General features: G+C 74.5%; 18 protein-coding genes. 1 reads left to right on the top strand and 17 read right to left on the bottom strand.

Translation table 11 applies throughout. The features are described 5' to 3' along the window. Window positions 1-32: 32 nt before the first annotated feature. The 15 genes from CRP52_RS32195 to CRP52_RS32265 all read right to left on the bottom strand — a co-directional run bounded on the left by CRP52_RS32195 (window position 33) and on the right by CRP52_RS32265 (window position 19,608). Complete coding sequence (locus CRP52_RS32195; protein ID WP_097239609.1) at window positions 33-2,735, bottom strand: baseplate J/gp47 family protein; 2,703 nt, start codon at window positions 2,733-2,735, stop codon at window positions 33-35. Next, the gene (locus tag CRP52_RS32200) at window positions 2,732-5,296 is read right to left on the bottom strand and encodes a hypothetical protein (protein ID WP_097239610.1); all 2,565 of its coding nucleotides are present in this window, start codon (window positions 5,294-5,296) and stop codon (window positions 2,732-2,734) included. The genes CRP52_RS32195 and CRP52_RS32200 overlap by 4 nt, the downstream gene beginning before the upstream one ends. Further along, complete coding sequence (locus CRP52_RS32205; protein WP_097239611.1) at window positions 5,293-5,658, bottom strand: GPW/gp25 family protein; 366 nt, start codon at window positions 5,656-5,658, stop codon at window positions 5,293-5,295. The genes CRP52_RS32200 and CRP52_RS32205 overlap by 4 nt, the downstream gene beginning before the upstream one ends. A 61-nt stretch (window positions 5,659-5,719) precedes the next feature. Continuing rightward, entirely contained in the window at window positions 5,720-6,421 is a 702-nt protein-coding gene (locus CRP52_RS32210) for a phage baseplate assembly protein V (RefSeq protein WP_097239612.1), read from the bottom strand. A gap of 6 nt (window positions 6,422-6,427) precedes the next feature. Continuing rightward, complete coding sequence (locus tag CRP52_RS32215) at window positions 6,428-7,528, bottom strand: phage late control D family protein (RefSeq protein WP_097239613.1); 1,101 nt, start codon at window positions 7,526-7,528, stop codon at window positions 6,428-6,430. After that, a complete protein-coding gene (locus tag CRP52_RS32220; protein WP_097239614.1) occupies window positions 7,525-7,830 on the bottom strand; it encodes a tail protein X in 306 nt (101 codons plus the stop codon). The genes CRP52_RS32215 and CRP52_RS32220 overlap by 4 nt, the downstream gene beginning before the upstream one ends. A gap of 40 nt (window positions 7,831-7,870) precedes the next feature. Beyond that, on the bottom strand, window positions 7,871-8,539 hold the full coding sequence (locus CRP52_RS32225) for a hypothetical protein (protein WP_097239615.1): 669 nt from the start codon (window positions 8,537-8,539) through the stop codon (window positions 7,871-7,873). 22 nt (window positions 8,540-8,561) lie between these two features. Beyond that, on the bottom strand, window positions 8,562-11,756 hold the full coding sequence (locus CRP52_RS32230; RefSeq protein WP_097239616.1) for an eCIS core domain-containing protein: 3,195 nt from the start codon (window positions 11,754-11,756) through the stop codon (window positions 8,562-8,564). Beyond that, complete coding sequence (locus CRP52_RS32235) at window positions 11,753-12,043, bottom strand: hypothetical protein (protein ID WP_097239617.1); 291 nt, start codon at window positions 12,041-12,043, stop codon at window positions 11,753-11,755. The genes CRP52_RS32230 and CRP52_RS32235 overlap by 4 nt, the downstream gene beginning before the upstream one ends. Beyond that, window positions 12,040-14,109, bottom strand: coding sequence for an ATP-binding protein (locus tag CRP52_RS32240; RefSeq protein WP_097239618.1), 2,070 nt, complete (start codon window positions 14,107-14,109; stop codon window positions 12,040-12,042). Before CRP52_RS32240 ends, CRP52_RS32235 begins: the two co-directional genes overlap by 4 nt. Next, window positions 14,106-15,338 carry a Pvc16 family protein gene (locus CRP52_RS32245; RefSeq protein WP_143685875.1) on the bottom strand — a complete coding sequence of 411 codons (1,233 nt, stop codon included), beginning with the start codon at window positions 15,336-15,338 and terminating at the stop codon, window positions 14,106-14,108. The genes CRP52_RS32240 and CRP52_RS32245 overlap by 4 nt, the downstream gene beginning before the upstream one ends. Beyond that, window positions 15,335-16,261, bottom strand: coding sequence for a hypothetical protein (locus CRP52_RS32250; protein WP_097239620.1), 927 nt, complete (start codon window positions 16,259-16,261; stop codon window positions 15,335-15,337). The genes CRP52_RS32245 and CRP52_RS32250 overlap by 4 nt, the downstream gene beginning before the upstream one ends. Next, on the bottom strand, window positions 16,258-17,118 hold the full coding sequence (locus CRP52_RS32255) for a hypothetical protein (protein ID WP_097239621.1): 861 nt from the start codon (window positions 17,116-17,118) through the stop codon (window positions 16,258-16,260). The genes CRP52_RS32250 and CRP52_RS32255 overlap by 4 nt, the downstream gene beginning before the upstream one ends. After that, a complete protein-coding gene (locus tag CRP52_RS32260) occupies window positions 17,115-17,633 on the bottom strand; it encodes a phage tail protein (protein ID WP_097239622.1) in 519 nt (172 codons plus the stop codon). Before CRP52_RS32260 ends, CRP52_RS32255 begins: the two co-directional genes overlap by 4 nt. Before the next feature lie 13 nt (window positions 17,634-17,646). Further along, the gene (locus CRP52_RS32265) at window positions 17,647-19,608 is read right to left on the bottom strand and encodes a phage tail sheath C-terminal domain-containing protein (protein WP_097239623.1); all 1,962 of its coding nucleotides are present in this window, start codon (window positions 19,606-19,608) and stop codon (window positions 17,647-17,649) included. A 168-nt stretch (window positions 19,609-19,776) separates the two neighbouring features. On the opposite strand from CRP52_RS32265, the gene CRP52_RS32270 reads away from it, so the two are divergent. Next, window positions 19,777-20,304, top strand: a complete 528-nt coding sequence (locus tag CRP52_RS32270) for an NUDIX hydrolase family protein (protein ID WP_097240511.1) — start codon at window positions 19,777-19,779, stop codon at window positions 20,302-20,304. 77 nt (window positions 20,305-20,381) lie between these two features. Here CRP52_RS32270 and dnaE read toward each other — a convergent pair whose 3' ends face one another. After that, the gene (gene dnaE, locus CRP52_RS32275; RefSeq protein WP_097239624.1) at window positions 20,382-23,945 is read right to left on the bottom strand and encodes a DNA polymerase III subunit alpha; all 3,564 of its coding nucleotides are present in this window, start codon (window positions 23,943-23,945) and stop codon (window positions 20,382-20,384) included. 120 nt (window positions 23,946-24,065) lie between these two features. Next, entirely contained in the window at window positions 24,066-24,821 is a 756-nt protein-coding gene (locus CRP52_RS32280; protein WP_306458903.1) for a FadR/GntR family transcriptional regulator, read from the bottom strand. Window positions 24,822-24,963 lie beyond the last annotated feature (142 nt).

Genomic DNA, 24,963 nt, shown 5'->3' on the forward strand with positions numbered 1-24,963 from the left:
CCTCCGGGACGGTACGGGCGGGTGCGGGGGCGTCATGTCAGGCCGCCGGTGGTCGGTGCGGGCGGCGCCGCCGCCAGGGTGACGGTGAGCTGGTCGGGGGCGAGCACCGGCAGTTCGGCCGGCAGCACGCCGCCGCCCGCGCCGGCCCGGACGTCCAGGAGCCGCAGCCGCTCGGGCAGGTCGCCGTCGGCCGGGTCGGCCCCGTGGTCGGCGAGGAACGCCGCCCAGACGGCGTCCGGGGTCCCGGGCGGTCGGGCGAAGCCGAAGCGGGTGACGGTGACCGTCGCCGCCCCCGGCACCGCGGCGGCGGCGAGGTAGAGGTCGGACAGGTGCAGCGCGCGGGCGAGGTCGGTGCGGTCGAAGCCGAGCCGCCCGGCCAGGGCGGCGCGCACCCCGGCCAGCACGGTCTCGGCCTCGGCCGCCGGGTTCGGGGCGACGGTGACGGCGAGCACCAGCGGCACCGGGGTGAAGTCCTGGACCACCACCCGCCGGTAGGGCGGGCTCGCCGAGGCGACGGTACGGGCCAGCAGCCGACGCCCGGCCGGGTCGAAGGTGCCGCCGGCGGGGCCGGCCACCGTCACCGCGATCAGCAGTCCGCGGCCGTCCCACACGGTGGCGGCCCGGGCCTTGGCCACCTGGCCGGTGGCGACCAGCAGGTCCGCGCAGTCCGCCGCGCTGACGGCCCGGCCGAGCACCCGTACCGTCCCGGGGGCCCGCTCGCGCAGGGCGCTGCCGTCCTCCCGGTCGGCGCCGCCCTGGGCGGCGGCCGGGTTGGCCACGGCGTCGAGCCCGGGCAGCCGGTGCAGCGGTTGGGTAAGGGTGCCGGCGCCGACCCGGCCGGCCAGCCCGGCGCCGTAGCGGTAGTCGGCGACGACGTTGCCGGCGCCGCTGCGCGGGCGGGCGCCGTTCGTCCCGTCGCCGTACTGCACGACGGTCGAGCCGTCGGCCTCGGTGCACAGCTCGTACACGACCTGGTCCGGCCCGGCGCCGAGCAGCTGCGGCACCTCTCGGGAGGCGAGCCCGCCGACCCGTACGGTCAGGGCGGTGACGGAGCCCTCGGGGGTGGCCGCGGGCACCCGGGTCAGCGGGCCGTGGGCGAGGGCGAAGCGCTGGAAGGCGGACGAGGCGTCACCGGAGCCGAGCACCTCGTGCGGGACGGTGACGCCGTGGCTCGCCGTCGCGGCGTTGCCCAGCAGGGTGGTGGCGGCGGCGTCCAGCGGGTCGGTGTCCTCGGGCTGTGCGGCGAGCGGCACCACCAGGTAGCAGGCGTCGCCGGCCCGGACACCCCCGGCGGCCGGGTCCGCCCCGGCCGGTTCCAGCCGGACGCCGCCCTGGACGGTGGTGGCGACGGCCCGCCCGCCGGGCGCCGCGAGCACCAGCCGCCGGCCCCGGGGCAGGTCGGCGGGGGCCACCACGGGTGCCGCGGCCCGGTCGGTGCCGGGCGGGCCGAGCACCTGCACGGAGTCGGCCGCCGCCCCTGCGTTGGCCTCGGCCTCGGCCGGGGGCGGCGGTGCGGTGGCCACCGCCAGGCCGGGGATCCAGAGCTCGTTGCCGAGCCGGTCCGGGTGGTCCAGGCCGAGCCAGCGGACCGCCTCCCCGTCGAGCTGGACGACCTGGACCTTGCGGCGGTCCGCGATCTTCGGCAGCTCGGGATCGACGGTCACCTCGGCGACCTGGCTGGTCGGCCCGGTGGCGCCGAGGAGCTGCTCGGTGCCGGGCGCGGTCTTCGTCACCCGGACCACGCGGGTGAACGCCCCGGGGTCGACCACCAGCAGCGGCGTCCCGACGGCCAGCGACTCGTTCTTGCGCTCCAGCGGCAGCGGCGCACCGGCCGCGATCTCCACCTCGCTCGCCTTCCCGACGTCCCAGGTGATCTTGTCGCCGTTCTTGGACATGATCGGCGGTGCGGTGTCCGGCACGTCGTGCCCGTTGACCAGCAGGGACCGCGCGGGCCGGTAGGCGGCCGCGCCCGCTGCCGCGGTCTGCGCGGCGAGCCGCAGCCGCAGCCCGTCCGGCCCGGCGTCCAGCGCGGCGACGGTGGTGCGCAGGACCGAGCCGGTCTCCCGCGTTCCGGAGCCGCCGATCTTGACGTGCGCCGACTCCGGCCCCTCGACCACGATCAGCATCGGGTCGCCCGGCCGCAGCACCCCGGCCCAGCGCGGCACGTCGGCGGGGTGGACCAGCGCGCCTTCGGCCCCGGCGAGCGGATCCACCGCGACCGGCTTCCCGTACGCGGGCAGGGCGTTGAGCCGCCAGTCGGCCGCGCAGCCCTCCAGCGTCTCGAAGGTCTGCGGCTGCTCGCCGGGTCCCGGCACGCTCTGCACCGGGAACCCGGCCGGCACGGTGAGCGCGGCGCCGGCGGCGAGCGTGAACGCGAGCGTCGCGGTGGCGGAGACGCCCGGCCGCGGCCGGTAGCCGATCAGCTCGACCAGCCGGTGCACGCTCTCGTCGAGCACCGCGGTGCCGAGGAAGTGCTCGTTGACGTACCGCTCCTGATGGAAGGTCAGGACGTCGCCGAGCGCGGCCCACTGCTCCAGCAGCGTGATCGCGTGGTCGTCCTGGTCCCGCGTGGTGAGCCCGGCGAGCTCGGGCTGCGCGGCGATCCGCTCCAGCATGGTCCGCTGGAACGAGGCGAAGTCGCCGATCCGGGCGCGCAGCGCGGGCAGGCCCGCCGGGTTGTCGACCGGCAGCGGCGTCTCGGGCAGGCCGCCGGGGCAGGTGCCGGGGGGTCTCAAGGGGTACCTCCGTCGATCTCCAGGTGCAGTACGCCGTGCTCCGGCAGGCTCGGGTCGTCGTCCAGGCGCAGCACCTGCCAGGGCGCCACATCCAGGCGCCCGGCGGCGAGTTCCCCGTTGTCGGGCGCGTCGTAGCGGCGCAGCGCCAGCGCCTTGACCGAGTCGACCCCGGGGACGGCGGCCACCGCCGCGTACACCTCGCCGAGCAGCAGCGGCCGCCCGAAGCCGAGCGCCGCCCCGGCGAGCAGTCCCGCCCGTCCGCCCGGCAGCCGCCCGGCGATCAGGGCGTCCCGTACGGCGCGGCGCAGCACGGCGCGGCTGTGCCCCGGGGCGGCGCACACGTGCAGCGCGAGTTCGACGGCGACGAACTGCGGCGGCCGGACGTCCACGTCCTGCCCGGCCAGCCGGACGGCGTCCAGGGCGGCCACCACCTCGGCCCGCAGGGCGGTGGAGAGCTCCTGGTGGCTGCCGCCGGTGTCCACCAGCGCCGTGGGATCGACGGGCAGCACGGAGACCAGCCAGGTGTACCAGCTGCCGGTCCAGCGCAGTGCGGCCACCGCCGCGCGCACGGCCGGCAGCCGCAACACGGCGTCGACGGCGTCCTGTTCGGTGACGGCGCGCTCCTGCCGGGCCCGGAAGGCGTCGGGGGCGAGGCGCCGGGCGTGCTCGATGCTCTCCGGCTCGGTGCCGCCGGTGGCCGGCACGGGGTTGCGGACGGTCTGCACCCGCTTGGCGTCGGCGTCGGGCAGGACGATGTGCGCCAGCGCCTCGGCGCCGATGTTGCCGGCCGTGCTGTTGCCGATCCGGTAGCGGGCCTCGAAGGTCTGGGCCTGCAGCGGCGGCCGCCCCAGCGGGGGCCGGCCGAAGCGGATCAGCCCGTGCCCGGTGTCGTCCACCTCGACGACCAGGTGCAGGTCGTTGGGCCCGCTGTCGAAGAGGTCCGGCACCGGCGAGTACACCTCGGGCGGGCCCGAGCGCGGCCGGGCGGTGACGGTCAGGGACGGGACGGCCGTCTGCGGCCCGCCGGACAGGTCGGTCCGCTCGGTGTCCGGCGCGCCCGCCTGATGGGTCAGCGGGGCGTCCGGCAGCCGCAGCCGGGGGTCGAGCGGCCCGCCGAGCGGCCCGGCGGCCGTCGGGTCCCAGCCCTCCGGGGTGACGTCGATCCCGTCGACGGTGAGGCCGTGGTCGGCCAGCACGGTGTTGCCCCGGCCGAGCGAGACGTCCTCCAGCACGTCGCCGTCGGTCTGCACGGCGCGGACGCAGACCGGCCGGTCGGGCGCCTCGGCGGCGGCCCACCGGACGGCGAGCAGCGGCAGTTGCGGGTCGGCGTCGTGGGTGCGCCCGGTCAGCCGCACCCGGCCGTCGGGATCCTTGGTGACAGCGGGCAGGTACGCCGGGTCGCTGCCGGGCTGGACGTCGGTCAGCCGGACGACCCAGCGGGCGGTCGGGTCGGCGTCGGCCGCCAGCCCCGTGCGCGGCGAGCGGACCTGCTCCAGGACGAGCAGGTCACCGGCCTTCAGCACCGGCTCGGCGGCGGTCGCGGGGTGCGCCGGGTCCTCGGCCCAGAGCCAGGCGGTGGTGGCGCCGGCCGGGAGCCAGTAGCTGTCCTCGCCCCAGTGGTGCAGGTGCAGTGTGTTGCCGAGCGGATCGGCGGTCAGCTTGTGGGCGGTCTCGAACACCACCGAACCGTCCAGCGGGGGCGTGGCCAGTGCCCGGGCGTCGACCAGTTCGGTCCGGATCCCGGGTGGCGGGGCGCCGGTCTGGCCGGCCAGCGGGTTCGGGATCGTGGTCAGCAGCCGGGTGCCGCGCGGCACGCTGATCGGCGCGGTGACGGCCAGGTGCACCGCGGTGGCGGCGTTGCGGCCCTGGTGCAGCGCGTAGTCGACCAGTCGGACGTGCCGGCGCACCGACACCCGGCGGCGGGCGAGCCCGAGGTAGCCCTCCAGCAGGGCCGCGTCCTGGGCGTAGGACAGCTGGTCGGCGTGGAAGGCCAGCAGTTCGAGCAGGGTGACGGCGAGGTCCGCCGGGTGCCGGTCGGAGAGCGAGGGGTGGCGCTGGGCCGCGAGGTCCAGCAGCATCCGGCGGAAGCCCGCGAAGTCCTTGGCGGTGACGTCGAGCAGCGGTTCGGGCCCGCCCGGGTCGGCCGGGCCGGGACCGGGGGCGCGGCAGTCCAGGTCGGAGGGGCAGGTGGCCATGAAGGAGAAGCCGATCCGGCGCAGCACCGGGTCGAGGTCCGGGACGGCCAGCTCCAGCTCGTACCGGCTGAAGTCGCCCGGCTCGTCGGTGCGCACCAGCAGGGTCCGCGCGTCGGTGACGGAGACCGCCACCACCCGGATGCCGCGGATCCGCTCGCCGCCCTTGACCAGCACCTGGTCGGGGCGGCTGACCAGCTTGAAGGGGTCCGCGCCGGCGGGCAGGTCGCGCAGCAGGCCGACGGTGAGCCGGCTGTGGTCGGCGGCATCCACCTCGACGTAGTCGATGCCGTTGCCCCGGTCCTCCTCGACCAGGAGTTCGGCCCGGCGCCGGGTGAGCGGGTCGGGCGGCAGGATCGCCTCGGTCATGCCGGCACCACCACCTGGACGACGCCGGCGCCGCGGTCGACCCGGCGGCGGTAGGCCACGGTGACCACCAGGGAGCCGTCCTCGCGGGCCACCGTGTCCACCCGGTCGACGGCCACCAGGTCGTCCGCCCAGGTGTGCAGCTGGGCCTTGATCAGCGCCTGGGTGGCCGTCGCCAGGACGTCCCCGAGCGGCGCGAAGACGAGCGCGCGCAGCCCGCAGCCGAAGTCCGGGCGCATCACCCGCTCGCCCGGCTCGGTCAGCAGCACCAGTTCGATCAGCTCGCGGACGTGCCGGTCCGGGTCGGCGCTCGCGGTGCGCCCGGTGCCGTCGACGCGCAGCGGGAAGGAGAGCGGCCCGGTCACGACGGCTCCCGGACGACGGGGGTTTGAGGACGGGCCGTAGGCCGGATTGCTGTCATCTGCGCTACTCCACCAGGTTCTTGACGCTGAGCAGGGCCGGTGTGGGCGGCGGCACCTGGGCGACCGGCGGGGTCGGCACCACGGGCACCGGCCCGGCGACCATGCCCGGGTGGATGTGGGTGTTGACGAGTGTGGCGAGCTGGGTCAGGTAGCTCAGCAGCTGGGTGCCGAGGACGGCCGGCTCGGCGGCCTGCCGCCCGTGGCTGACCAGCGGGGCCTCCAGGGTGACCTGGGTGAGCGCCTGCAGCGTCACCTGGCCGGAGTCCGCCTTGATCTCCAGCAGGTTCTGTCCGGTCAGGTCGCTGACCGTCAGGGTGTGGCCGTCGTCGTCCAGGCTCACCGTCAGGCCCGTCTCGCTGACCAGCTCGCGCCGGCCCGGGCTGGGCAGCGGCGAGGTCGGCGCGCCGGGCGCCTCCAGCGGCCCCCACCAGCAGCCGGTCCAGATCGGGCGGGACGGATCGCCGGCCTCGAACTCGACCCAGAGCGGGGAGCCGACCGGCGGCACGGTGTACAGGCCCGAGCGCTGCCCCGCGTACGGGGTGCAGGGCAGGGCCCAGCCGGTCTCGACGTCGCCGAGCACCTCGGGCACCTTGGCCTTCAGCCGCCCCGACTTCAGCGGGTCGTCGACACTGGTGACCTCCCCCCGGTACTTGCCGAAGTAGCGGTCGGTGCTCGCCCCGATCGCCAGCAGTGCGTGGTCCAGCACGGTCGTTCAGCCTCCCAGTGCGCCGAGCAGTCCCGAATCGCCCACCGCGTTGCGCACCGCGGTGAAGCGTTGGCTGTAGGCCCTGGGGGTGATCCGGTGCACGACCTTGCGGACCAGCCACGGCCCGCTGTAGGCGGGGCCCGCCCCGGCCAGCCGGATCGGGTCGCCGGGGCGCAGCGGTCCGACCGAGGCGTCCACCGTCCCCTCCGCGACGATCGCCAGGGCCGCCCGGTCGACCAGGGCCTGGGCCGCGGTGCGCAGGTCCCCCGCGCCGGTCAGGGCGGTGCCGGTGAGCCGGGTGACCGGGGTCGGGCTCAGCCCGGAGAGCACGCTGGTGCCGCCGGTGGTGGAGCTGACGGCCGTCACCTCGGCGCTCTGACCGCTGTGCCGCAGGTCCATCGCGTCCGCGGTGACGGTGGTGGCGCGCAGCATGTCGTGGCCGATCCGCAGGTCGGTGACCCCGCTCGCGCTGCCGGCCCGTACGGCGAGCGTGGCGACCGGCAGGCCCTCGGCCGAGACCTGGTGGAAGTGGCCGACCTCGATGCCGGTGTTGGCCTGCGGCAGGGTGAACACCTCGAAGCCGTTGCGCCGGGCGAGCCGGCGCAGGAAGCGGATGTCGCTGCCGCGCTGCACCGTGGTGCCCTCGGGCTCGATCAGCACCGGACCGGTCGGCGAGACCTGGGGGACGAGCTTGTAGCCGGCGAAGATCTGGGCCGCGATCACGGCGTCCGGCAGGTTGGGCCAGGCCTGGGTGCGGTCCTGGAGGTTCATCAGGCCGGTGGCGTCGAGGCCGCCGACCTCCACCGAGGAGTCCCCGGCGTTCTCCCCGTACACCACGGAGCGGGTCGCCGCGTACCCGGCGAAGAGGAAGACCGGCAGGGGGACGGTGCCGATGACGGCTCCGATCCGCACGCTCTGCCCGGCGCTGAACCGGTCGGCTTCGAGCAGCGGCCACTCGCCGCGCGGGGACAGCCCGGTGCCCAGCCGCAGCCGGAAGGTGCCTGGCGCGTCCAGGGTGGTCTCGACGACCAGCTCCTGCAGCGCGTCCAGGACCTCGCCCGGGGCGGGGGCGTTGTCGACCAGCAGGACGACGGTCACGGCCGTCACGACAGCGCCTCCGGCGAGACGGGCTGCGGCAGCTCGATCGGCGTGCCGGGCGGCTCCAGCACCGCCGCCGGGCCGGCGGACGCGGTGGCCGGGTTGGCGTCGACGATCCGCCACCAGGCACCCGGGTCGCCGTACGCCCGGTACGCGAGCAGGTCCAGCCGGTCGTGCGGCCGGGTCGCGCCGGTGACGGTCGGGCCGGTGGCCGGCGGTACCCGCAGGGTCACCCACGGCCGGGCCCGGCCCCGCTCGTCGACGTGCACCGCCGACGGGACGTCCCGGTAGCGGCTTCCGGGGTCGGACATCGGGCCTCCTGCGAAGGACGGGTAGGGCGGCTGCGGGCGGTCAGAGCGGAAGGACGGACGGCGCCTGCGCGGCGGACTGCGCGGTGTTCACGGCCGAGAACACCTCCCGGGCCACCGCGTGCACGTCGGCGAGCGCACTGATGAACACGGGAGCGGCCTTGAGCTCGTCCTGGCTGAGCGTGGTGAGCTGGAGTTCCGCGCGGGCGCTGATCGGGTTCAGCCTGGCGTCGAAGGCCTGCTCGGTGACGGACAGCCCGGCCACCTTGACCGGCAGCACCCGCCCCGCGCCCCAGACCAGCACCGTCCAGTTCAGCCCCTGCGGCGTGATGACGGCCAGCCCGATCTCCGCCTGGAGCTTCGTCAACTTGGCCAGCACGGTGGAGGGGTGGATCAGCTGCTCGATCGCCGAGATCACCGGCAGCAGCCCGCTGACCACCGTGACCGGATTGGCGGCCGGGTGCTCCAGCTGGTCGGCGGCGTCCAGCGCGAGCGAGACGGTCAGCGTCTCGACGGGCGTGGTCGCGGGAGTCTGCGACTCGCCCGCCCCGGCGGGCGGCTTCGCCCCGACGGCCTGCCCCAGGTCGAAGCGCCGTGCGAGGGAGTCCGGGTTCAGCGGGAACACGATCAGCTGCACCGGGACGGGCGCGACCGACCCGAACACCAACAGCGCCCCCTTGGTGAGCCGCGGCCGGCCGGGAAACTCGCTCATCGACAACCCCAATCCCGTGCATCTACAACTTCAGCCCGCTGCGGACCCGGTCGGTGATCTGCCCGGCCAGCGCCAACACGTCGATCTTCGGGGTGATCCACTGGATGTCCTTCGCCTCCGGCAGCCGCAGCGGCTTGTCGGACTCGTAGTCGAACGGCGCGATCAGCCCGAACTCCAGCCCGGTGTCGAACGCGTAGGCGGCGAGCTCGTACGGCCAGCTCTTCTCGCCCAGCAGCCGCGCCTTGGCCGTGATGTCCGCCGTGATGGCGAGGGTGAGCACCGGCTGTACCTTGATCTGCGCCTGCGCGTGGAAGGCCAGCACCTTCCGGGCGTACACCAGCTCCGCCTCCGCGTTCAACCCGCCCCTGAGCAGCACCCCGCCGGTGACGCTGATGCCGCCGGTGATGCTGGCCACGCCCGCCGAGAGGCCGGCCGCCGCCCGCAACCGCAGCTCCAGGCCCGCCTCGGCAGGGAGCACCAGCCGGGCCTTGGCCCCGACCTTCAGGTCGGTGTCGGCCTCCAGCGGGTTGAAGGCCGCCGAGAGCACCAGGTCCCTGATCTCGCCCGGCCCGAAGCTGTACCGGAACGCCGCTGCGGCGCTCAGCTGCGCCACCAGGCCGAGCGAGACCGGGCCGAGCGGCACGGCGAAGAGCGGGATCTCCGGGAACGGGATGTCGAAGATCTGGTAGCGGTTGCCCCGCGGTTCCAGGAACCGGTACGGCGGGAAGCGCAGCTCGCCCTCGACCCGCAGCAGCTGGTCGGGGGAGAGCAGCACGGCGGCCCGGCCGACCAGGCCGGGCCGGATCTGCAGCTCGACCTCGCCCTTGCCCGAGATCCGCCCCTCCCGGTCGAGGACGGCTTCGAGTTTCCCGCTCACCCGGTCGCGCTTGAGCTTGATCGAGCCCTTGCCGGTGAAGTGGCCCTCGTCGTAGCCGAGTTCCATCTCGCCGTCGAGGCCGAGGACGGTGAAGGTGGTGTGCCCCGAGCCGGTGACCCGCTCGCCGTCGTAGGAGGCCCGCAGGTCGAACGGGTTCAGGCCGGGCACGGTGACGGTGCCGTGCCCGGTGTAGACCAGGTGGTCGCCGCGCCTGGCCACCTTGAGGTCGATCGGGGTGCCCAGCACCGACAGGTTGACCTCCCCGCTCGCGCCCCAGCGGCCGCCCGCGAAGTCGACCACCACCGAGCCGCCGGTCACCAGCCCGGCGCGGGGCGTGGCCCGCAGGTCCAGCCGCCCGGTCACCCCGGTGTCCGGGCGGTACCTCACCTTGGCCTCGGCCCGGTCCAGTCCGGGGACGGTGGCGTGCAGCGTGCCGGTCGCGAACAGCCCGGCGGTGTCCGCCTCCGCGTTCAGGTCGCCGGTGACGACCCGGGCGAGTTCGAAGCCCAGGTGCCCGCCGGCCGTGAAGCCCGGCCCGAGGGAGATCGCCAGCGAGGTGTCGGTGAGCTTGAACGGCGGCAGCGAGAGCGCGTCCAGGGGCGGGCTCACCGAGGCGTGCAGCCCCTGGCTGTCCAGGGTGACATCGATCGGCCTGCGGTTCAGCAGCGGGATGCTCGGGGTGATCGCGCCCTTGCCGACCAGCCCCTCCTCGGCCATCCGCAGGTCCAGGTGGCCGGTGCTCAGGTACGGGTAGGTGAACTCGATCCGCTTGCCCTTGTCTGGGAAAGCCAGCCGGCCGGTGGCGCCCGGGTCCACCACGTTCAGGCGGAAGTCGCCGCCGCCCTTGAGCGGGTTGACCGCCAGCGGGAGCCGGGTGCCGGCCCGGACGTCCTCGAAGTTCGCGGTGACGGTGTCGTGGTGGTGGTCCACGGTCCGGTGCAGCGACTTCAGCCCCATGCCCGGGATCAGCTCGCGCGCCGCATGGTTGGCCTGGTCGCCGGCGATCGGGTCCGGTACGGTCGGCCGGATCTCGGGGGCCACCCGTAGCACGTGGGAGGCGGCCCCGGCCGAGAGCGGGTAGGGCGTCCGGTCGGCGAAGGCCTTCTCCAGCCTGGCGACGTCGGCCTGGTGAGGCCGGCTGCCGGCCTGCAGGTCGGCCAGGGCGGTGTTGTGCACGGCGAGGGAGTTCACCGCCCGGCCGCGGCGCCTCGCGATCACCGCGTCCTGCTGCTCCGGTGCGACGGGCAGAGTCTCCAGGGCCGGCGCCTCGTAGGTGCCCTGCTGGACGACGTCGGAGAAGCGCAGGGTCAGACTGCGGGGCCTGAAGTCGGGGTTCTGCTGGTTGAGCGCCTTGACGACTTGGCTCGCGGCGTTGCGCAGATCGGTCCAGATCCTGCGCCCGCTCGCCATGTTGTCCTTGGCGTCGTGCGGCGCGAGGTTGTTCGGCAGGTTGGTGCCGCCCAGCTGGAGCTCGATGACGTGGTCGATCTGGGTCTTGTCGGCCTGTGACGCCGGCCGGAACTCCCCGGCGTCCTGCTTCTTCCCGCCCGCCTCGTACCACCACTGGCGGGCCAGCTCCGCGGGCCACTTGACGCGCTGAAGCCAGAGCGCGCGCAGTTCGTCGGTCGGTGCGCGCTTCTCCCACAGTTCGGCCCGGATGTACCTGCCGCTGACGTCGGTGACGGCCTGCAGGGCCCCGCCGTCCTTGGCGTTCATCGCGGCCAGCGCCTGGTACTCCTTCTGCCACGGGCCCTTCTCCCGGGGGAGGACGAAGGCACCCAGGTCCACCAGGACGACGGTCGGGTCCTCCGGCAGCTGCCGCACCGTCTCGACGGTGCGCTGCTGGCCCGCGTAGGTGACGGTGAAGGGCTGCCAGACGGTGGCGGGCGGCGGGTTCTCCTCGGCCCGGCCGAGGAAGGGCGCGGTCGCCCGCTGCCAGGACCAGCCGGGCGGCAGCGGGCGCTCCGACAGTGCCGCGGCGTGCTCGGCCTGCCGCTCCAACGCGGCCGAGGCGGCGGGCAGGTGGTTGCCGCCCGCGGCGAGCAGGTTCGGGGCGTGCGCGCGGCCGCCGTGCTGGGCGACGTGGGCGAGCTCATGGGCGATCAGCGCACGGCCGGGGGCGGTGAGCGGGTCGTAGGAGCCGTGCGCGAAGACGACGTCGTGGCCGACGGTGTACGCGCGGGCCCCCAGGGCGCGGGCGGCGGCGTCGGCCTCCGGGCCGGTGTGCACCCGCACGGGCGTGAAGTCGTGCCGGAGGTTGGCGGACAGTCGGTCGCGGGTGCCCGCCTCCAGTGGCCGGCCCCCTCCGGCGAGGCCGGGGCCGGCGGACAGGGAGGTCATCGCCGCACCGCCCTCGCCACGGCCTCCGCCAGCTCCCGCCCCAGCCGCTCGCCGCCCGGGCCCCGGACGGGGGACTCCGGGTCGTCCGGGCCCGGCACCCGGGCGTCGGTCACCGGGGTGCGCGGCGCCGCCGGATCGGCCAGCAGCTCCGCCAACCGGCGGCGGAAGACCTCCAGCACCTGCGGCACGTCCGCCTCCCGCACGCCGCGCAGTACCAGGTGCTCGATCTCCACCTCGATCGGCGCGGTGGCGCCGCCGCCCGCCCACGGCCCGGCCGGAACACTCATTCCCACCCCCGCAACTCGTGCGGGGACAGCGGGCGCTCCAGCTTCTCGCACTCGATCCGCACCGCCTCGCGCACGTGCGCCATCCGTACCGGCTCGTCCGCGTCGGCGGCCAGGAACGCGGCGTGCAGGGCGAGTTGGGCGATCGTGCCGCCCGCCACGGCGACCTGCGCCAGCCGTGCCGGGTCCAGCCCGTCGACCGGGACACCGGGTGGGAAGGCCCGCTCCCAGAGCCGGGCCCGCTGCTCGGCGTCCGGGAAGGGGAAGGTGACCACGAACCGCATCCGCCGCAGGAACGCCGAGTCCATCGCCTCCCGGGTGTTGGTGGTGACGATGCAGATCCCGCCGAAGGTCTCCAGCCGCTGCAGCAGGAAGCTGACCTCCAGGTTGGCGTACCGGTCGCGGCTGTCGTGGACGGCCGTGCGCCGGCCGAACAGCGACTCGCCCTCGTCGAAGAGCAGCACCGCCCCCGCCTCGGCGGCGGCGAACAGCCGGGAGAGGTTCTTCTCGGTCTCACCGATGTACTTGCTGACCAGTTGGCCCAGGTCGGCGCAGACCAGGTCGCGCCCGAGCTCGGCCGCCACCGCCTCGGCCGCGGTGGTCTTGCCCGTGCCGCTCGGCCCGCTGAACAGGGCGGTGACCGCCAGGCCCCGCTCGCCCGGCCCGGGGTGCCCCCACTCGTCGTGCACCCGGCCCCGCTGGCGGACCTGCGCCAGCATCGCCCGCAGCGCCCGCTCGGCGGGCTCGGCCAGCACCAGCGAGTCGAGGCCGCGCCCGGGGCGGCACAGCCGCGCCAGGCCGTGCAGCGGCTGCTCGTCGGCGGCCCGGCAGGCTGCTACCAGGTCCGGCACCGGGACGGCCCCCGAACCGGGGGCGGCGAGCCGCACGCCCCGTTCGACACCCAGCGCGATCGCGGCCGGGGTGAGCGGGGTGCACTGCGCCAGCTCGGCGAGCTCGGCCGGGCCGGCCGAGCGGCCCGAGTCCGCCAGGGCGGCGGCGAACAGCTCCCGCCGCTCGCCCGGGCCCGCGACCGGCAGCCGCAGGACGGGCTGCGCGGTGGCGCCGGCCGGCGGCTCGGCGAGCGAGAGGACCACCGGCACGCCGTACGAGCCCGTGTCCGCGGCCAGCCGCAGCACCGTCGGCGCCGGTCCGGCGAAGGCCGCCGGATCCCCGTCCGGGCCGTGGCCCGGGCCGATCGGCCGGTCCGGCGCCTCGATCAGCAGCAGCCGCCCGCCCAGCGCCGCCTCACGGGCGAGCAGCCGCCCGTACAGCTCGGCGGTGGGGGCGTCGGGCGGTACGTCCCCGGCCTCGGTCACCAGCGTGCTCAGCCCCAGCGCGCGGGCCGCCTGCACCGCGGCCTGACGCCGGGTCAGCCGGTCCTCGCCGACCAGCGAGACCGGGCGGGGGAGCGTGGCCGGCCCGGACCGGCCGACCGGCCCTGGCGCCACCAGGGCGGCGAGCCGGCCGACGGCCGCCAGCTGACCGGGGGCCAGTCGGCAGAGGTCCTCGGCCGCCCGCGCCCTCCCGCGCAGCCGCTCGTCCAGGGTGTCCGCCCCGACCAGGGCGTGCAGCACCCGCTCGTCCACCGCGAGCGGCAGCTGGGCCAGGCCGCCGTACCGGCCGGGCGCGGGCTCCGGCGGCAGGTCGGCCAGCCGCCAGTGCCGCAGCGGCGCGTCCGGCAGCAGCGCGCTCCAGTGCGGGTCCGGGAGGGTGGCGAGCGCCCGGGAGAAAGTCGCCGGGCCGGTGGCGCAGGGCAGGCCGAGCTCGGGCGCGGTGGCGGCCAGCAGGACGTCCTGCTCGAACCGGGTGAGGCCGAAGAGCCGGGCGATCCGGTGCAGCGCGACCGGCGTGCCGGTGTCCGCCGCCACCTCGGCGGCCAGCAGCGCGGCGGCCCGCTCGGGCCGCTCGGCGTCGGCCGGGCGGCCGTCCAGCCGGGCGGCGACGGCCTCGGCGTGCAGCACCAGGTGCCGCTGGTTGTCCCGGGCCCAGACGGCGCCCGGGGCGGCCTGTGGCGGCGGGTCGGCCGGGTCGGCGGCGGTGGCCGGCCGCTCGTGTCCGACGGTGGTCACAAGGTCACCTCCTGCGGCAGGAACAGTCCGTGGAGGTCGAGCGGCGGCAGGCTCCGGGCGCCGTCGACCTCCAGCGTCACCCGGTAGTCGCCGCGCGGCGCGGCCGTCAGCCGGACGCCGAGGGCGGCCTGCGGCGCGGGCGTGACGTCGAGCGCGAGCGCCACGGTGGCGTCCGGGCGCACCCGGTCGAGCAGCAGCCGCACCCGCCGCTCCGACCCGGTGAGCGGCGGGAGGACGTCGGCGGTGAGGGTGCCGTCGTAGGCGCCCGCACCCGGGGCGGGCGTGGCGGTCACCGCGCCGAGGGTCGGCAGGACCGTGAACGCGACGGGCGCGCTCGCCAGGGCCGGGGCGGTCAGGGAGACGGTGGAGTCGAGCGGCGCGGTCAGGCGCTGGACCTGCACGGTGTGCTCGCCGGGCCGCGCCCCGGTCAGCGGGACGGTCAGCTGCCCGGCGTCGACCACCGTGGCCGGGGCGGCGGCACCGTCGACCAGCACCTTGAGCGTCTCGCCGGGAAGCGGCGCGAGGGCCGAACCGAACAGCCGCAGATCCGGCATCGGGGCGGCGGCCCGGACCGGCGCGCCGGGGCCCTCCGGTCCGGCCACCACGTCCAGCCGGGGGCCGCTCAGCAGCCGGGCGCCCAGGCCGGTCCGCAGCACTGGCAGCACGGTGCCCGCGGCCTCGGGGGACTCCACCACGACGGGCCCGGCGACGAACGCCAGGCTGAGGGCGAAGGCCCCGGGCTGGTAGAGCGCCCAGAGCCGGGTCAGCTCGTCGATGCTCAGCTCCTCCGGGCGCAGCCGCACCCGCTCGCGCGCCCGGGCCAGGTCGTTCCTGGCGATCTCCGGGTGGTCCGTGGCGGCCTGCTCGATCAGGGCCGGGAAGATCTCGGGGGTGGCGTGCAGGGCGGCCGCGCACAGCGCCAGCAGCTGCTCGCTCTGGAAGGCGCTCTGGCCCCGGAAGGTGACCAGGTAGTGCAGCTCCAGCGCCGTCCGCGGCACCTCGCGCGGCGCACCGCCGTACGGCGGGCGGGTCGGCAGGTCGTCCGCGGCCAGTGAGGCGTTGCGGCCGGTCCGGTACAGGTGGACCCCGACCAGCGGCAGGTTGGTGTCGTCCGCCAGCGTCCCGGCCTTGACGGTCGGGCGGGGCATGACGGACGCGGCGTCGATGCGCGACTGGAGAAGCGTCACCAGGGAGGCGGTGACGGTCGGAACGGCGAGCGCGTTGCTCATCCGGGCCACCCCCCGTCATGCCGACGGTGGGCGGCGAGCAGGTCGGGGTGCCGAGCGGCGGCCGGTGCAGCCGGTGCGGCCGGGGCCTGTGCCGCCGCGGCGGGTGCCACGACCAGCTCCACCCGGCCGATCCGGACCACCACCGGGGCCGGTGCGGGCGCCTCGGCGGCCCGGCTGCGCCGGCCTGCCCGGCCCGGCACCGACGGGGACGACGCGCTCGGCAGCGGGTCGCCCGGGCGGGGGCGCAGCACCACCGCCGGCGGCAGCGGCGGGGCGGCGGCCGGTTGCTCGGCGGTCCGACGGTCGGGGTGCGGCCCGGGACCGGCCGGCCGGGCGGCGCGGCCGGGGTCCTGCGGCCGGAGGCCGGGCTCCCGGCTCGGCCCGGCGTTCGGCGCGGGGTCGGCGCCCGGGGTGCGGCGGCGCGGCGCCGGGTGCGCCGGGGGTTCCGCCGCAGGCTCGTCGGCGCTTCGCCCGGGCCCGTCCGGCCTCACCGCCGGAGTGCGGAGCTCCACCCGGAGCGGTGCGATCGGCAGGCTCTGGGGGGCGGCTGCCGGTACCGACCGCCGGAGCGGCGCCGGAGCGCCGGACGGCGACGCGTGGGGGGTGGTGGGCACCGGCCGCTCGCTGCCCTCGGCGCGCGACTCCCGGACAGCAGCCGGTGGGGCCGCCGGCCCGTCCTGGTCGGCGTGCGGCCAGGACGGGAGCCCGGGCGGATCGGCGGGGCGAGGTGCCCGGTCGGCCCGCAGGCGCGCGCCGGCCGCGGCCCGGGCGGCGAACCAGGACAGGTGGGACTCGGCAGTGCTGGGCAGCAGCGGAGTGCCCGGCTCGGGCCGCGGCTGCTCCGCGCTCGGGGTGGCAGGTCCGGCCGTCATCGCGCGGGCGACGAGGCGGCGCAGCAGCCCCGTCGGGGCCAGTGCCGTCACTGGTCACCCGCCCAGGCTTCGCCGTCGGCGATCAGCGTCAGGTAGCCGGCCCGGCGCGGTGCGGGCAGCGCCAGCACCTCGGGCTCGGTCCAGCCGTACGCGAGGGCGAGGGCGTGGACGTCGGTCATCAGCCGGCGGTGCGGGGTGAGCCGCGCGGCCAGCTCGGCCGCCGGGTCGAGCACGGCCGGCACCGGGGCGGCGCAGGCGGCGCAGGAGAGCAGCAGCTCGATGTCGGCGAGCGGGTCGGTGGCCGCCATGGTGGTCTCGACGGCCGCGACGGTCGCCTCGTCCACGGTGTGCCAGGCCGTCACACAGCGGTCCAGCAGCAGCCGTCGGGCCTGCTCGGCCGGATCGTCGGCGGCCGGGTCGCCGACGGCGGGGCCCGGTACGGCCGGCAGCAGTTCGGCCAGTGCCTCCAGGTCCGCGCCGGTGGGCAGCCGGAAGGCGGGCAGGCCCGCCGGCGGGCGCGGCGCGGCGGGGGCGTGCGCCGCGTCGCCCAGCAGCTCCACCAGGTCGACGGCGGCGTCCAGCCGCTCGCCGCAGGAGGGGCAGTCGAGCACCCACTCGACCAGCGAGCCGTACGTCGAGGCCACCAGTGCGAGCAGCAGCGCGTTGCGGTCGCCGACGCTGAGCGCCCGCAGTTCCTCGGGCTCGGGGCGGCTGCCGCCGAGCTCCGCGACCGCGGTGGCGAGCACCAGGGTGACCCAGTGCTCGCCGCCGGGGCCGTTCCCGCCGCCGAGGGCCGCCTCGTCGGCGCCGGTGAGCACGCGGACGGTGGCCGTCGTGGCGGGGCGCGTCGTCAGGCCGTGCCGCAGCCGTACCGGGCGCGCCGGGCCGATACCGAGTCCGGGGATCATACGGAGAACGAGACCTCCTTGGGCTCGACCACGGCCGGATCCCGCTCCCAGCCCTCGTTCTCCAGCTTGATGTGGGCGAGGGCCACCGCGTTGGCGTTGGCGTCGAGGTCCGGCAGCGACTGGTACTCGCTCACCCAGCAGCGGAACACGTTGTAGGCGATGACGAGTTGGCCGGCCTCGTTGTAGAGCTCGATCACGATGTCCTTGCGGAAGTCCGCGAGGCTGACCTCCGCGCCGAGGGCGGCGCCGTGCTGCCACACCTTGGAGGCCCACGCCTCGAACTCCAGGTCGTGGGTGACCCCGCGTTCGAGGGTGATCGCCTCGTACTTGGTGCGGCCGGGTGAGCGGCGGGCGCTGGACGGGTCGCCGCCCTCGCGGAACTCGACCACCTCGGTGGTGCGTTTGAGACTGCTCACCTTGCTGACGCCCGCGACGTAGCGGCCGTCCCACTTGACCCTGAACTTGAAGTTCTTGTACGGGTCGAAGCGGTTGGTGTTGACGGCGAACTGGGCCATGAGTGGGCTCCCCTCAACTCTGCGTCTGGCCGGCGAGCTGCTGAACCCGGATGATCACGAACTCGGCGGGCCGCACCGGCGCGAAGCCCACCAGGACGTTCACCACGCCGAGCCCCTGGTCCGTGGTCGTGGTGGTGGTGGCGTCGCACCGGACGAGGTAGGCCTCCTTCGGCGTGCGCCCCGCGAAGGCCCCCTGCACGAACAGGCCGTGCAGGAACGAACCGATGTTCAGCCGGATCTGCGACCAGAGCGGCTCGTCGTTGGGCTCGAACACGGCCCATTTGAGGCCGATCAGCAGGCTCGACTCCAGGAAGTTGGCCAGCCGCCGCATCGGGACGTACTTGTAGTCCGTCGCGGAGGCGTCGCCGCCGGCCAGGGTCCGCGCGCCCCAGCAGACCTGGCCGTAGGCGGGGAAGGTACGCAGGCAGTTGACCGCGATCGGGTTGAGGGTGCCGTTCTCCGGGTCGGTGAGGTCGTAGGCCAGGTCCTGGACGCCGAACAGCTTGGCCTCCGTCCCGGCGGGGGCCTTCCAGACGCCGCGGGCCGCGTCGATCCGGGCCATCAGGCCGGCGATCGTGCCGCTCGGCCCGAACGAGCGGGTGCGGTACTGGCGGGTGGGGTCGGCGATGTCGAGCCGGGGGTAGTAGAGGGCGCTGTACTCGTCGCGGATGTTGCTGTGCTTCTGGAGCCAGTTGCGCAGCGCGGTCGGGCTCTGCATGGTGTTCGGCGGGTCGAGCAGCAGCAGGGCGCGCTTGCGGCGGCAGTAGGCGATCGCGTTGCCGACGGCCTTGCTGTAGTCGCCGTCCCGCGCGGCGTCGTCCGAGGCGTCGGGGGCGAAGCGGTCGCTGTCCGCGGCGGCCAGGTTGCCGAGGCTGGGCAAGCTCAGGAGCGTGAAGTCGGTGTTCTCCAGGGCGAACATGCCCGATCCCGTGCCGACTTCGCTGCCCACCAGCTCCTCCGCGCCGGGGTGGGCGCCGTCGCCGCCGCCGGCTAGGACGACGGCGCCGTGCTCGGACGTGACGCCGTTCAGGCCGAGATCGGTCGCGGTGTTGTCGCCGGCGATGTTGTCGACGGTGATGGGCAGGGCGGAGGCGGCACCCGGCAGGATCTGGAGCCGGCTCTTGCCGAAGTCGGGGCTGTGGGGGTCGGTGTCGGGGAGGACCACCCGAACCACGGCCTGGGACCAGACGGGCTTGTTCGCCACGGCGGTCCGCAGCGCCGACTGGAGGGTCGCGGCCAGCGTCTCGATGGTGTCCGGCTTGCCCGGGAAGGTGATCTTCCTCGCGGTGGCCCCGGCTCCGCCGATCGTCACGTCGATGTTCAGGGGGCCCGCCTGGAGCGTGGACGGATCGACCACGGGGGAGGAGAGGAGCCCGCTGGGGACGGGCTTTCCGGCCACGGAGCTCACGGTGACCAGCTCGGAGGCCGTGTTGACGGCCGTCGTGACGTAGAAGGGGTCGGCGGTCTTGGCGCTGTCGGCGGTCAGTCCCCGGTAGATCTCCTGGCGGGCGACGGTCGCGTCGGCGGTGTCGTCGCTCAGCAGGCTGACCACCAGGTCGAACCGGTCGGACTCGGTCGCCGCGAGGACCTGGACGCGCAGGTTGTTGCCCCACTTCCCCTCGTCCCGGGCCGTGACGGTGAACGCGGCGGCGCCGCCGCGTTGCGGGACGTCGGCGTGGGCCGTGCCGAGGGCGTCGCTGCCGCTTCCCGGGGCGGCGACGCGGACCACGTGGGCCCGGGCGCCGCCGTTGAGGAAGTACTGCTGGAGTGCGAAGGACGTGTCGCTGTCGGGGTGCAGGCCGCCGAACTTCCGCTCGACGTCGGCGAAGGAGAGGACCTCCTCCGCGCGGTTCATCGGACCGCGTGGGAACCAGCCGATGAAGGCTGCGATCGCGGTGGGCACACCGACGATCGGATGAACACCACTTGGCACCTCCTCGACGTACACGCCCGGGAACGTGGGTGCGGTGGGCATGGGCGCTCCTCTCGTCAGTGATCCCCCGCAGTCTCACGACGGTCTGTCACCGCGCCGTCCGATCCGGCGTCACAGTGGCGTCACACCGGGCCGGTTCACCCGAATGCCGCACGCGGGGCTCCCGCCCCACCGGTCCCGGCGGGAACGTACGATCAACGGGTGTCTGACATCACGGAAACCACGCCGGGCTGGCTCGCTCCCGAGGAGCTCGAAACCACCCGGGCGAAGATGCCGATCCTCTACGTCGAGGCCGTTCCGGTCCGCGTCGATGCCGCCGGGGAGGTCACCCAGGTCGGGTTGCTGTTGCGGATCGGCCCGGACGGAACGGTCAGCCGCACGCTGGTCTCCGGCCGGGTGCTGCACCACGAGCGGATCCGGGACGCGCTGGTGCGGCACCTGGAGAAGGACCTCGGGCCGGTGGCGCTGCCCCGGATCCCGGCCTCGCTGCAGCCGTTCACCGTCGCGGAGTACTTCCCGACCCTGGGCGCCACCGAGTTCCACGACCCCCGGCAGCACGCCGTCTCGCTCGCCTACGTCGTCCCGGTGGCCGGGGACTGCCGGCCCCGGCAGGACGCGCTGGACCTGGTCTGGTTCAGCCCGGAGGAGGCCGCCTCGCCGCTGGTGCTGCAGGAGATGCCGGGCGGCCAGGGCATCCTGCTCAAGCGGGCACTGGCGCACGTCGGCCGGCTGGGCTGACGGGAACGAGAGGAAACGACGGGAACGACGGGAACGGGAAGTCGGCCCGGCCGACTTCCCGCTCCCGTGTGGAGGGCTCAGGACCGGGCGGTGGCGCCGGCCCAGGCGCGGTTGCCGAGGAGGGTCTTGATGTCCGAGGCGAGCCCGTTGTCGGGGTTCACCCGGAAGCCGAGCTCGTAGAGGGTGTTCTTGTCCCAGTTGGTGGTCAGCAGCCGGACCGGGACGTCGCCGGGGTGGGCCTGGAGGGCGAGCTTGAGCTCGGCGACCACCTGGGGGGTGACCCGGGAGGCGGGCACGGTGATCTGGACCGGGGGCTTGGTGCCGAGCTCGGCGGAGGAGATGTCCAGCGTGGTGATCTCCTGGCCGAAGATGCTCAGCGATCCGTCGCGTTCGTTGAGGCGGCCGCGGACCGAGATCACGTTGTCCTCGACCATCTGCTCGGCCATCAGGTTGTAGGTCGCGGGGAAGAACAGCACCTCGACGGAGCCGTCGCGGTCGGCGAGGGTGATGATGGCCCAGGCGTTGCCGGCCTTGTTGATCCGGCGGTCGACGGCGGTGATCAGGCCGGAGAGGCGGACCTCGCCCTCGGAGCGGCCGGAGCCGAGGAGTTCGGCGATCGAGGTGTCGCGGTTCTGGGAGAGGATGTGCTCGGCGCCGTCCAGCGGGTGGCTGGAGACGTAGAGACCGAGCATCTCCCGTTCCAGGGCGAGGAGTTGGCGCCGGGGCCACTCGTTGTCGGTGAGCTGGAAGTCGAGGCCGATGGCGGGGGCGCCGTCGCCGCCGTCGAGGGCGCCGAAGAGGTCGTCCTGTCCGATGGCCTGCTGCTTCTTCACGCCGGTGACGGCGTCGATCGCGCTCTCGTGGACGGTGCTGAGCGAGAGCCGGGTGTGCCCGAGGGAGTCGAAGGCGCCGGCCTTGACCAGGGAGTCGACGGTGCGCTTGTTGCAGACCACCAGCTCGACCTTGTCCAGGAAGTCGGCGAAGGAGGTGTACTTGCCGTTCTCCTGGCGGGTGTTCACGAGGGATTCGATGACGGGCACGCCGACGTTGCGGACGGCCTTGAGGCCGAAGCGGACGTCGCTGCCGACGGCGGTGAAGTCGACCACCGACTCGTTGACGTCGGGGGAGAGGATCTTGATGCCCATCTGCCGGCACTCGGCCAGGTAGACGGCCATCTTGTCCTTGTCGTCCGCGACCGAGGTGAGCAGCGCGGCCATGTACTCGGCCGGGTAGTTGGCCTTCAGGTAGGCGGTCTGGTACGAGACCAGGCCGTACGCGGCGGAGTGGGACTTGTTGAACGCGTAGCCGGCGAACGGGACCAGGACGTCCCAGACCGCCTGGATGGCCTCGTCGGAGTAGCCGCGCTCCTTGCAGCCCGCGTGGAAGGGGACGAACTCCTTCTCCAGGACCTCCTTCTTCTTCTTGCCCATGGCCCGGCGGAGCAGGTCGGCCTGGCCGAGCGAGTAGCCGGCGAGCACCTGCGCGGCGCGCTGGACCTGCTCCTGGTAGACGATCAGGCCGTAGGTGGGGCCGAGGACGTCCTTGAGCGGTTCCTCCAGCTCGGGGTGGATCGGGATGATCTCCTGCTGGGCGTTCTTGCGCAGCGCGTAGTTGGTGTGCGAGTTCATGCCCATCGGGCCGGGCCGGTACAGCGCCGAGACGGCGGAGATGTCGGCGAACTCGGTGGGCTTCATCAGCTTGAGCAGGGCGCGCATGGGGCCGCCGTCGAGCTGGAAGACGCCGAGGGTGTCGCCGCGGGCGAGCAGCTGGTAGGTGGTGGGGTCGTCGATCGGGATCTTCTCGATGTCGACGTCGATGCCCCGGTTGGCCTTCACGATCTTGATGCAGTGGTCGATGATGCCCAGGTTCCGCAGGCCCAGGAAGTCCATCTTGATCAGGCCCATGGCTTCGCAGGACGGGTAGTCGAAGCCGGTGATGATCACGCCGTCCTTGTCCCGCATGTGCAGCGGGATCAGGTCCAGCAGCGGGGTGGAGGAGAGGATGACGGCGGCGGCGTGCACGCCGGTGCCGCGGATCAGCCCCTCGATGCCGCGCCCGGTGTCGATGATCTTCTTGACGTCCGGTTCGTTCTGGTACAGCGCCCGGATCTCGGTGCCCTCGTTGTAGCGGGGGTGCTTCTCGTCGAAGAGGTCGGCCAGCGGCACGCCCTTGCCCATGACGTCCGGGGGCATCGCCTTGGTGATGCGGTCGCCCATCGAGAACGGGTAGCCGAGGATGCGGTTGGCGTCCTTCACGGCGGCCTTGGCCTTGATCGTGCCGAAGGTGTTCACCTGGGCCGTGTACGCGGCGCCGTACTTCTCGGTCACGTAGCGGACCATCTGGTCGCGCTGGCGGTCGTCGAAGTCGATGTCGACGTCCGGGGGGTTGATGCGCTCGGGGTTGAGGAAGCGCTCGAACAGCAGGTCGTGCTCCAGCGGGTCGAGCTGGGTGATGCCGGTCAGGTAGGCGACCATCGAGCCGGCCGCCGAGCCTCGGCCGGGGCCCACCGGGATGCCGTTGTCGCGGCCGTACTGGCAGATGTCGGCGACCACGAGGAAGTAGGCGTCGAACCCCATCGGGGTGATCACGCCCATCTCCAGCTCGATCCGCTCCAGCACCTCCTGGCTGGGGTTGTCGCCGTAGCGGTGCTGCAGGCCGGCGGCGATCTTCTGGCGCAGGTAGGAGGCCTGGGTCTCGCCCTCGGGCACGTCGAACTGGGGCATCCGGTCGACGTAGGTGAAGACCTCCTCGTACGACTCGACCCGCTCGGCGATCGCGAGCGTGTTGTCGCAGGCCTCGGGCAGTTCGCGGAAGAGCTCGCGCATCTCGGCGGCGGTCTTCACGTAGTAGCCGGTGCCCTGGAACTTGAAGCGGTTCGGGTCGTCCTTGTTCTTGCCCACGCCGACGCAGAGCAGGCTGTCGTGGGCGTCGGCCTGATCGGCGGTCACGTAGTGCGAGTCGTTGGTGGCCAGCAGCGGGATGTTCAGCTGCTTGGCGAGGCGCAGCAGGTCCTCGCGGACGTCCTGCTCGATGGAGAGGCCGTGGTCCATCAGCTCCAGGAAGTAGTTCTCCTTGCCGAAGATGTCCTGGTAGGCGCCGGCCGCCTTGACCGCCTCCTCGTACTGGCCGAGGCGCAGCCGGGTCTGTACCTCGCCGGAGGGGCAGCCGGTGGTCGCGATGATGCCGGTCGCGTTGGCGGCGATCAGCTCGCGGTCCATCCGGGGCTTCATGTAGTAGCCCTCCATCGACGCGAGCGAGGAGAGCTTGAAGAGGTTGCGCAGGCCGGTGGCGTTCTGCGCCCACATCGTCATGTGGGTGTAGCGGCCGCCGCCGGAGACGTCCTTGCCGCCCTCGCCGTCGGCGCCGGACGGGCGCTGGCCGCCGGGGGACCAGAAGACCTGCTTCTTCAGGAAGCGCGAGCTCGGCGCGACGTACGCCTCGATGCCGATGATCGGCTTGACGCCCGTCTTGGCGGCGGAGTGGAAGAACTCGTACGCGCCGAACATGTTGCCGTGGTCGCTCATCGCGATGGCGGGCATGCCCTGTCTCTCCGCCTCGGCGAAGAGCTTTCCGTTCTTCGCGGCTCCGTCCAGCATCGAGTACTCGGTGTGGACGTGCAGGTGCGCGAAGCTGTCGGACACGGCGCTGGGCTCCTCGGGCGGTTGTCGATCGGGCAAGCGGCCCAGGGTAGCCGGTCGGCGCCGGTGGCGGGGCCGGTGTTGACGGAACCCTGGCGGGTGCCCTACGTCCCGGGGCCTCCCTCAGGCCAGGAAGGCGCGCAACAGGGCGGCGGTGGCGGCGAGGTGTTCCTCGGTGGCGCGGCGGGCGGCGTCGCCGTCGCCGGCGAGGATCGCCCGGACCATGGCGCGGTGCTGGTCGGCGGCGTGCGCGATGTTGCGGTCCAGCATGGGGATGGCGTTGAGCAGGTCGTTGAGGCGCATCCTGGCCTCGGCGATGGCCGCGGCGAGGGTGGGGGAGCCGGTGAGTTCGCCGATGGCGAGGTGGAAGCGCGAGTCCAGCCGGCGGTACTCCTCCGCGGGGGCGCCCTCCAGGTCGGTCAGCCGGTCCTCCAGGTGGGCCCGCTGGTCGGGGGAGAGCGGACGGCGGGCGGCCGCCTCGGCGGCGCCGACCTCCAGCACCTGGCGGTAGGTCAGCGCGTCCTCCAGTGCGCCGCCGAGGTTGCGGGCCGCGCGGCGCAGGTCGGCGACGTCCGGTGCGGGCATCCGGTAGGTGACGAAGGTGCCGCCGTAGCGGCCGCGGCGGGACTCCACGCAGCCGGCCTGCTGGAGGGTGCGCAGCGCCTCGCGCAGGGTCTCCCGGCTGACGCCGAGCCGGGCGGCCAGGTCCCGTTCGGCGGGCAGCCGGTCGCCGAAGCCGAAGACGCCGAGCTTGACCGCCTGGAGCAGCCGCTCGACGGTCTCCTCGAAGGCGTTGCCGGTCCGGACCGGGCGCAGGATCGCGTCGGCCTGCCAGTCGGGCCGCGCCCGTTCCCGCGCTTCGTCCACGTCCACGTCCACGCCGGAATCGTACCGACATGCGGTTTCCCGGACACGTTGCCTCCTGTTGCCGCTCCGCTCTTGACGCGGCCCCGATCCAGCCGGAACGATGCTGCTCACCCACCCAATGGTCTGGTTCCAGACCATTGAAGAGCCGTCCGAC

It is taken from the genome of Streptomyces sp. 1331.2 (assembly GCF_900199205.1).
Taxonomy (GTDB): domain Bacteria; phylum Actinomycetota; class Actinomycetes; order Streptomycetales; family Streptomycetaceae; genus Kitasatospora.

What these genes read in the sequence shown, in the direction of transcription:
- CRP52_RS32200 (WP_097239610.1), bottom strand. Translation starts at nt 5,296, where the DNA reads ATGACCGAGGCGATCCTGCCGCCCGACCCGCTCACCCGGCGCCGGGCC.
- CRP52_RS32220 (WP_097239614.1), bottom strand. Translation starts at nt 7,830, where the DNA reads ATGTCCGACCCCGGAAGCCGCTACCGGGACGTCCCGTCGGCGGTGCAC.
- CRP52_RS32225 (WP_097239615.1), bottom strand. Translation starts at nt 8,539, where the DNA reads ATGAGCGAGTTTCCCGGCCGGCCGCGGCTCACCAAGGGGGCGCTGTTG.
- CRP52_RS32230 (WP_097239616.1), bottom strand. Translation starts at nt 11,756, where the DNA reads ATGACCTCCCTGTCCGCCGGCCCCGGCCTCGCCGGAGGGGGCCGGCCA.
- CRP52_RS32235 (WP_097239617.1), bottom strand. Translation starts at nt 12,043, where the DNA reads ATGAGTGTTCCGGCCGGGCCGTGGGCGGGCGGCGGCGCCACCGCGCCG.
- CRP52_RS32245 (WP_143685875.1), bottom strand. Translation starts at nt 15,338, where the DNA reads ATGAGCAACGCGCTCGCCGTTCCGACCGTCACCGCCTCCCTGGTGACG.
- CRP52_RS32255 (WP_097239621.1), bottom strand. Translation starts at nt 17,118, where the DNA reads ATGATCCCCGGACTCGGTATCGGCCCGGCGCGCCCGGTACGGCTGCGG.
- CRP52_RS32260 (WP_097239622.1), bottom strand. Translation starts at nt 17,633, where the DNA reads ATGGCCCAGTTCGCCGTCAACACCAACCGCTTCGACCCGTACAAGAAC.
- CRP52_RS32265 (WP_097239623.1), bottom strand. Translation starts at nt 19,608, where the DNA reads ATGCCCACCGCACCCACGTTCCCGGGCGTGTACGTCGAGGAGGTGCCA.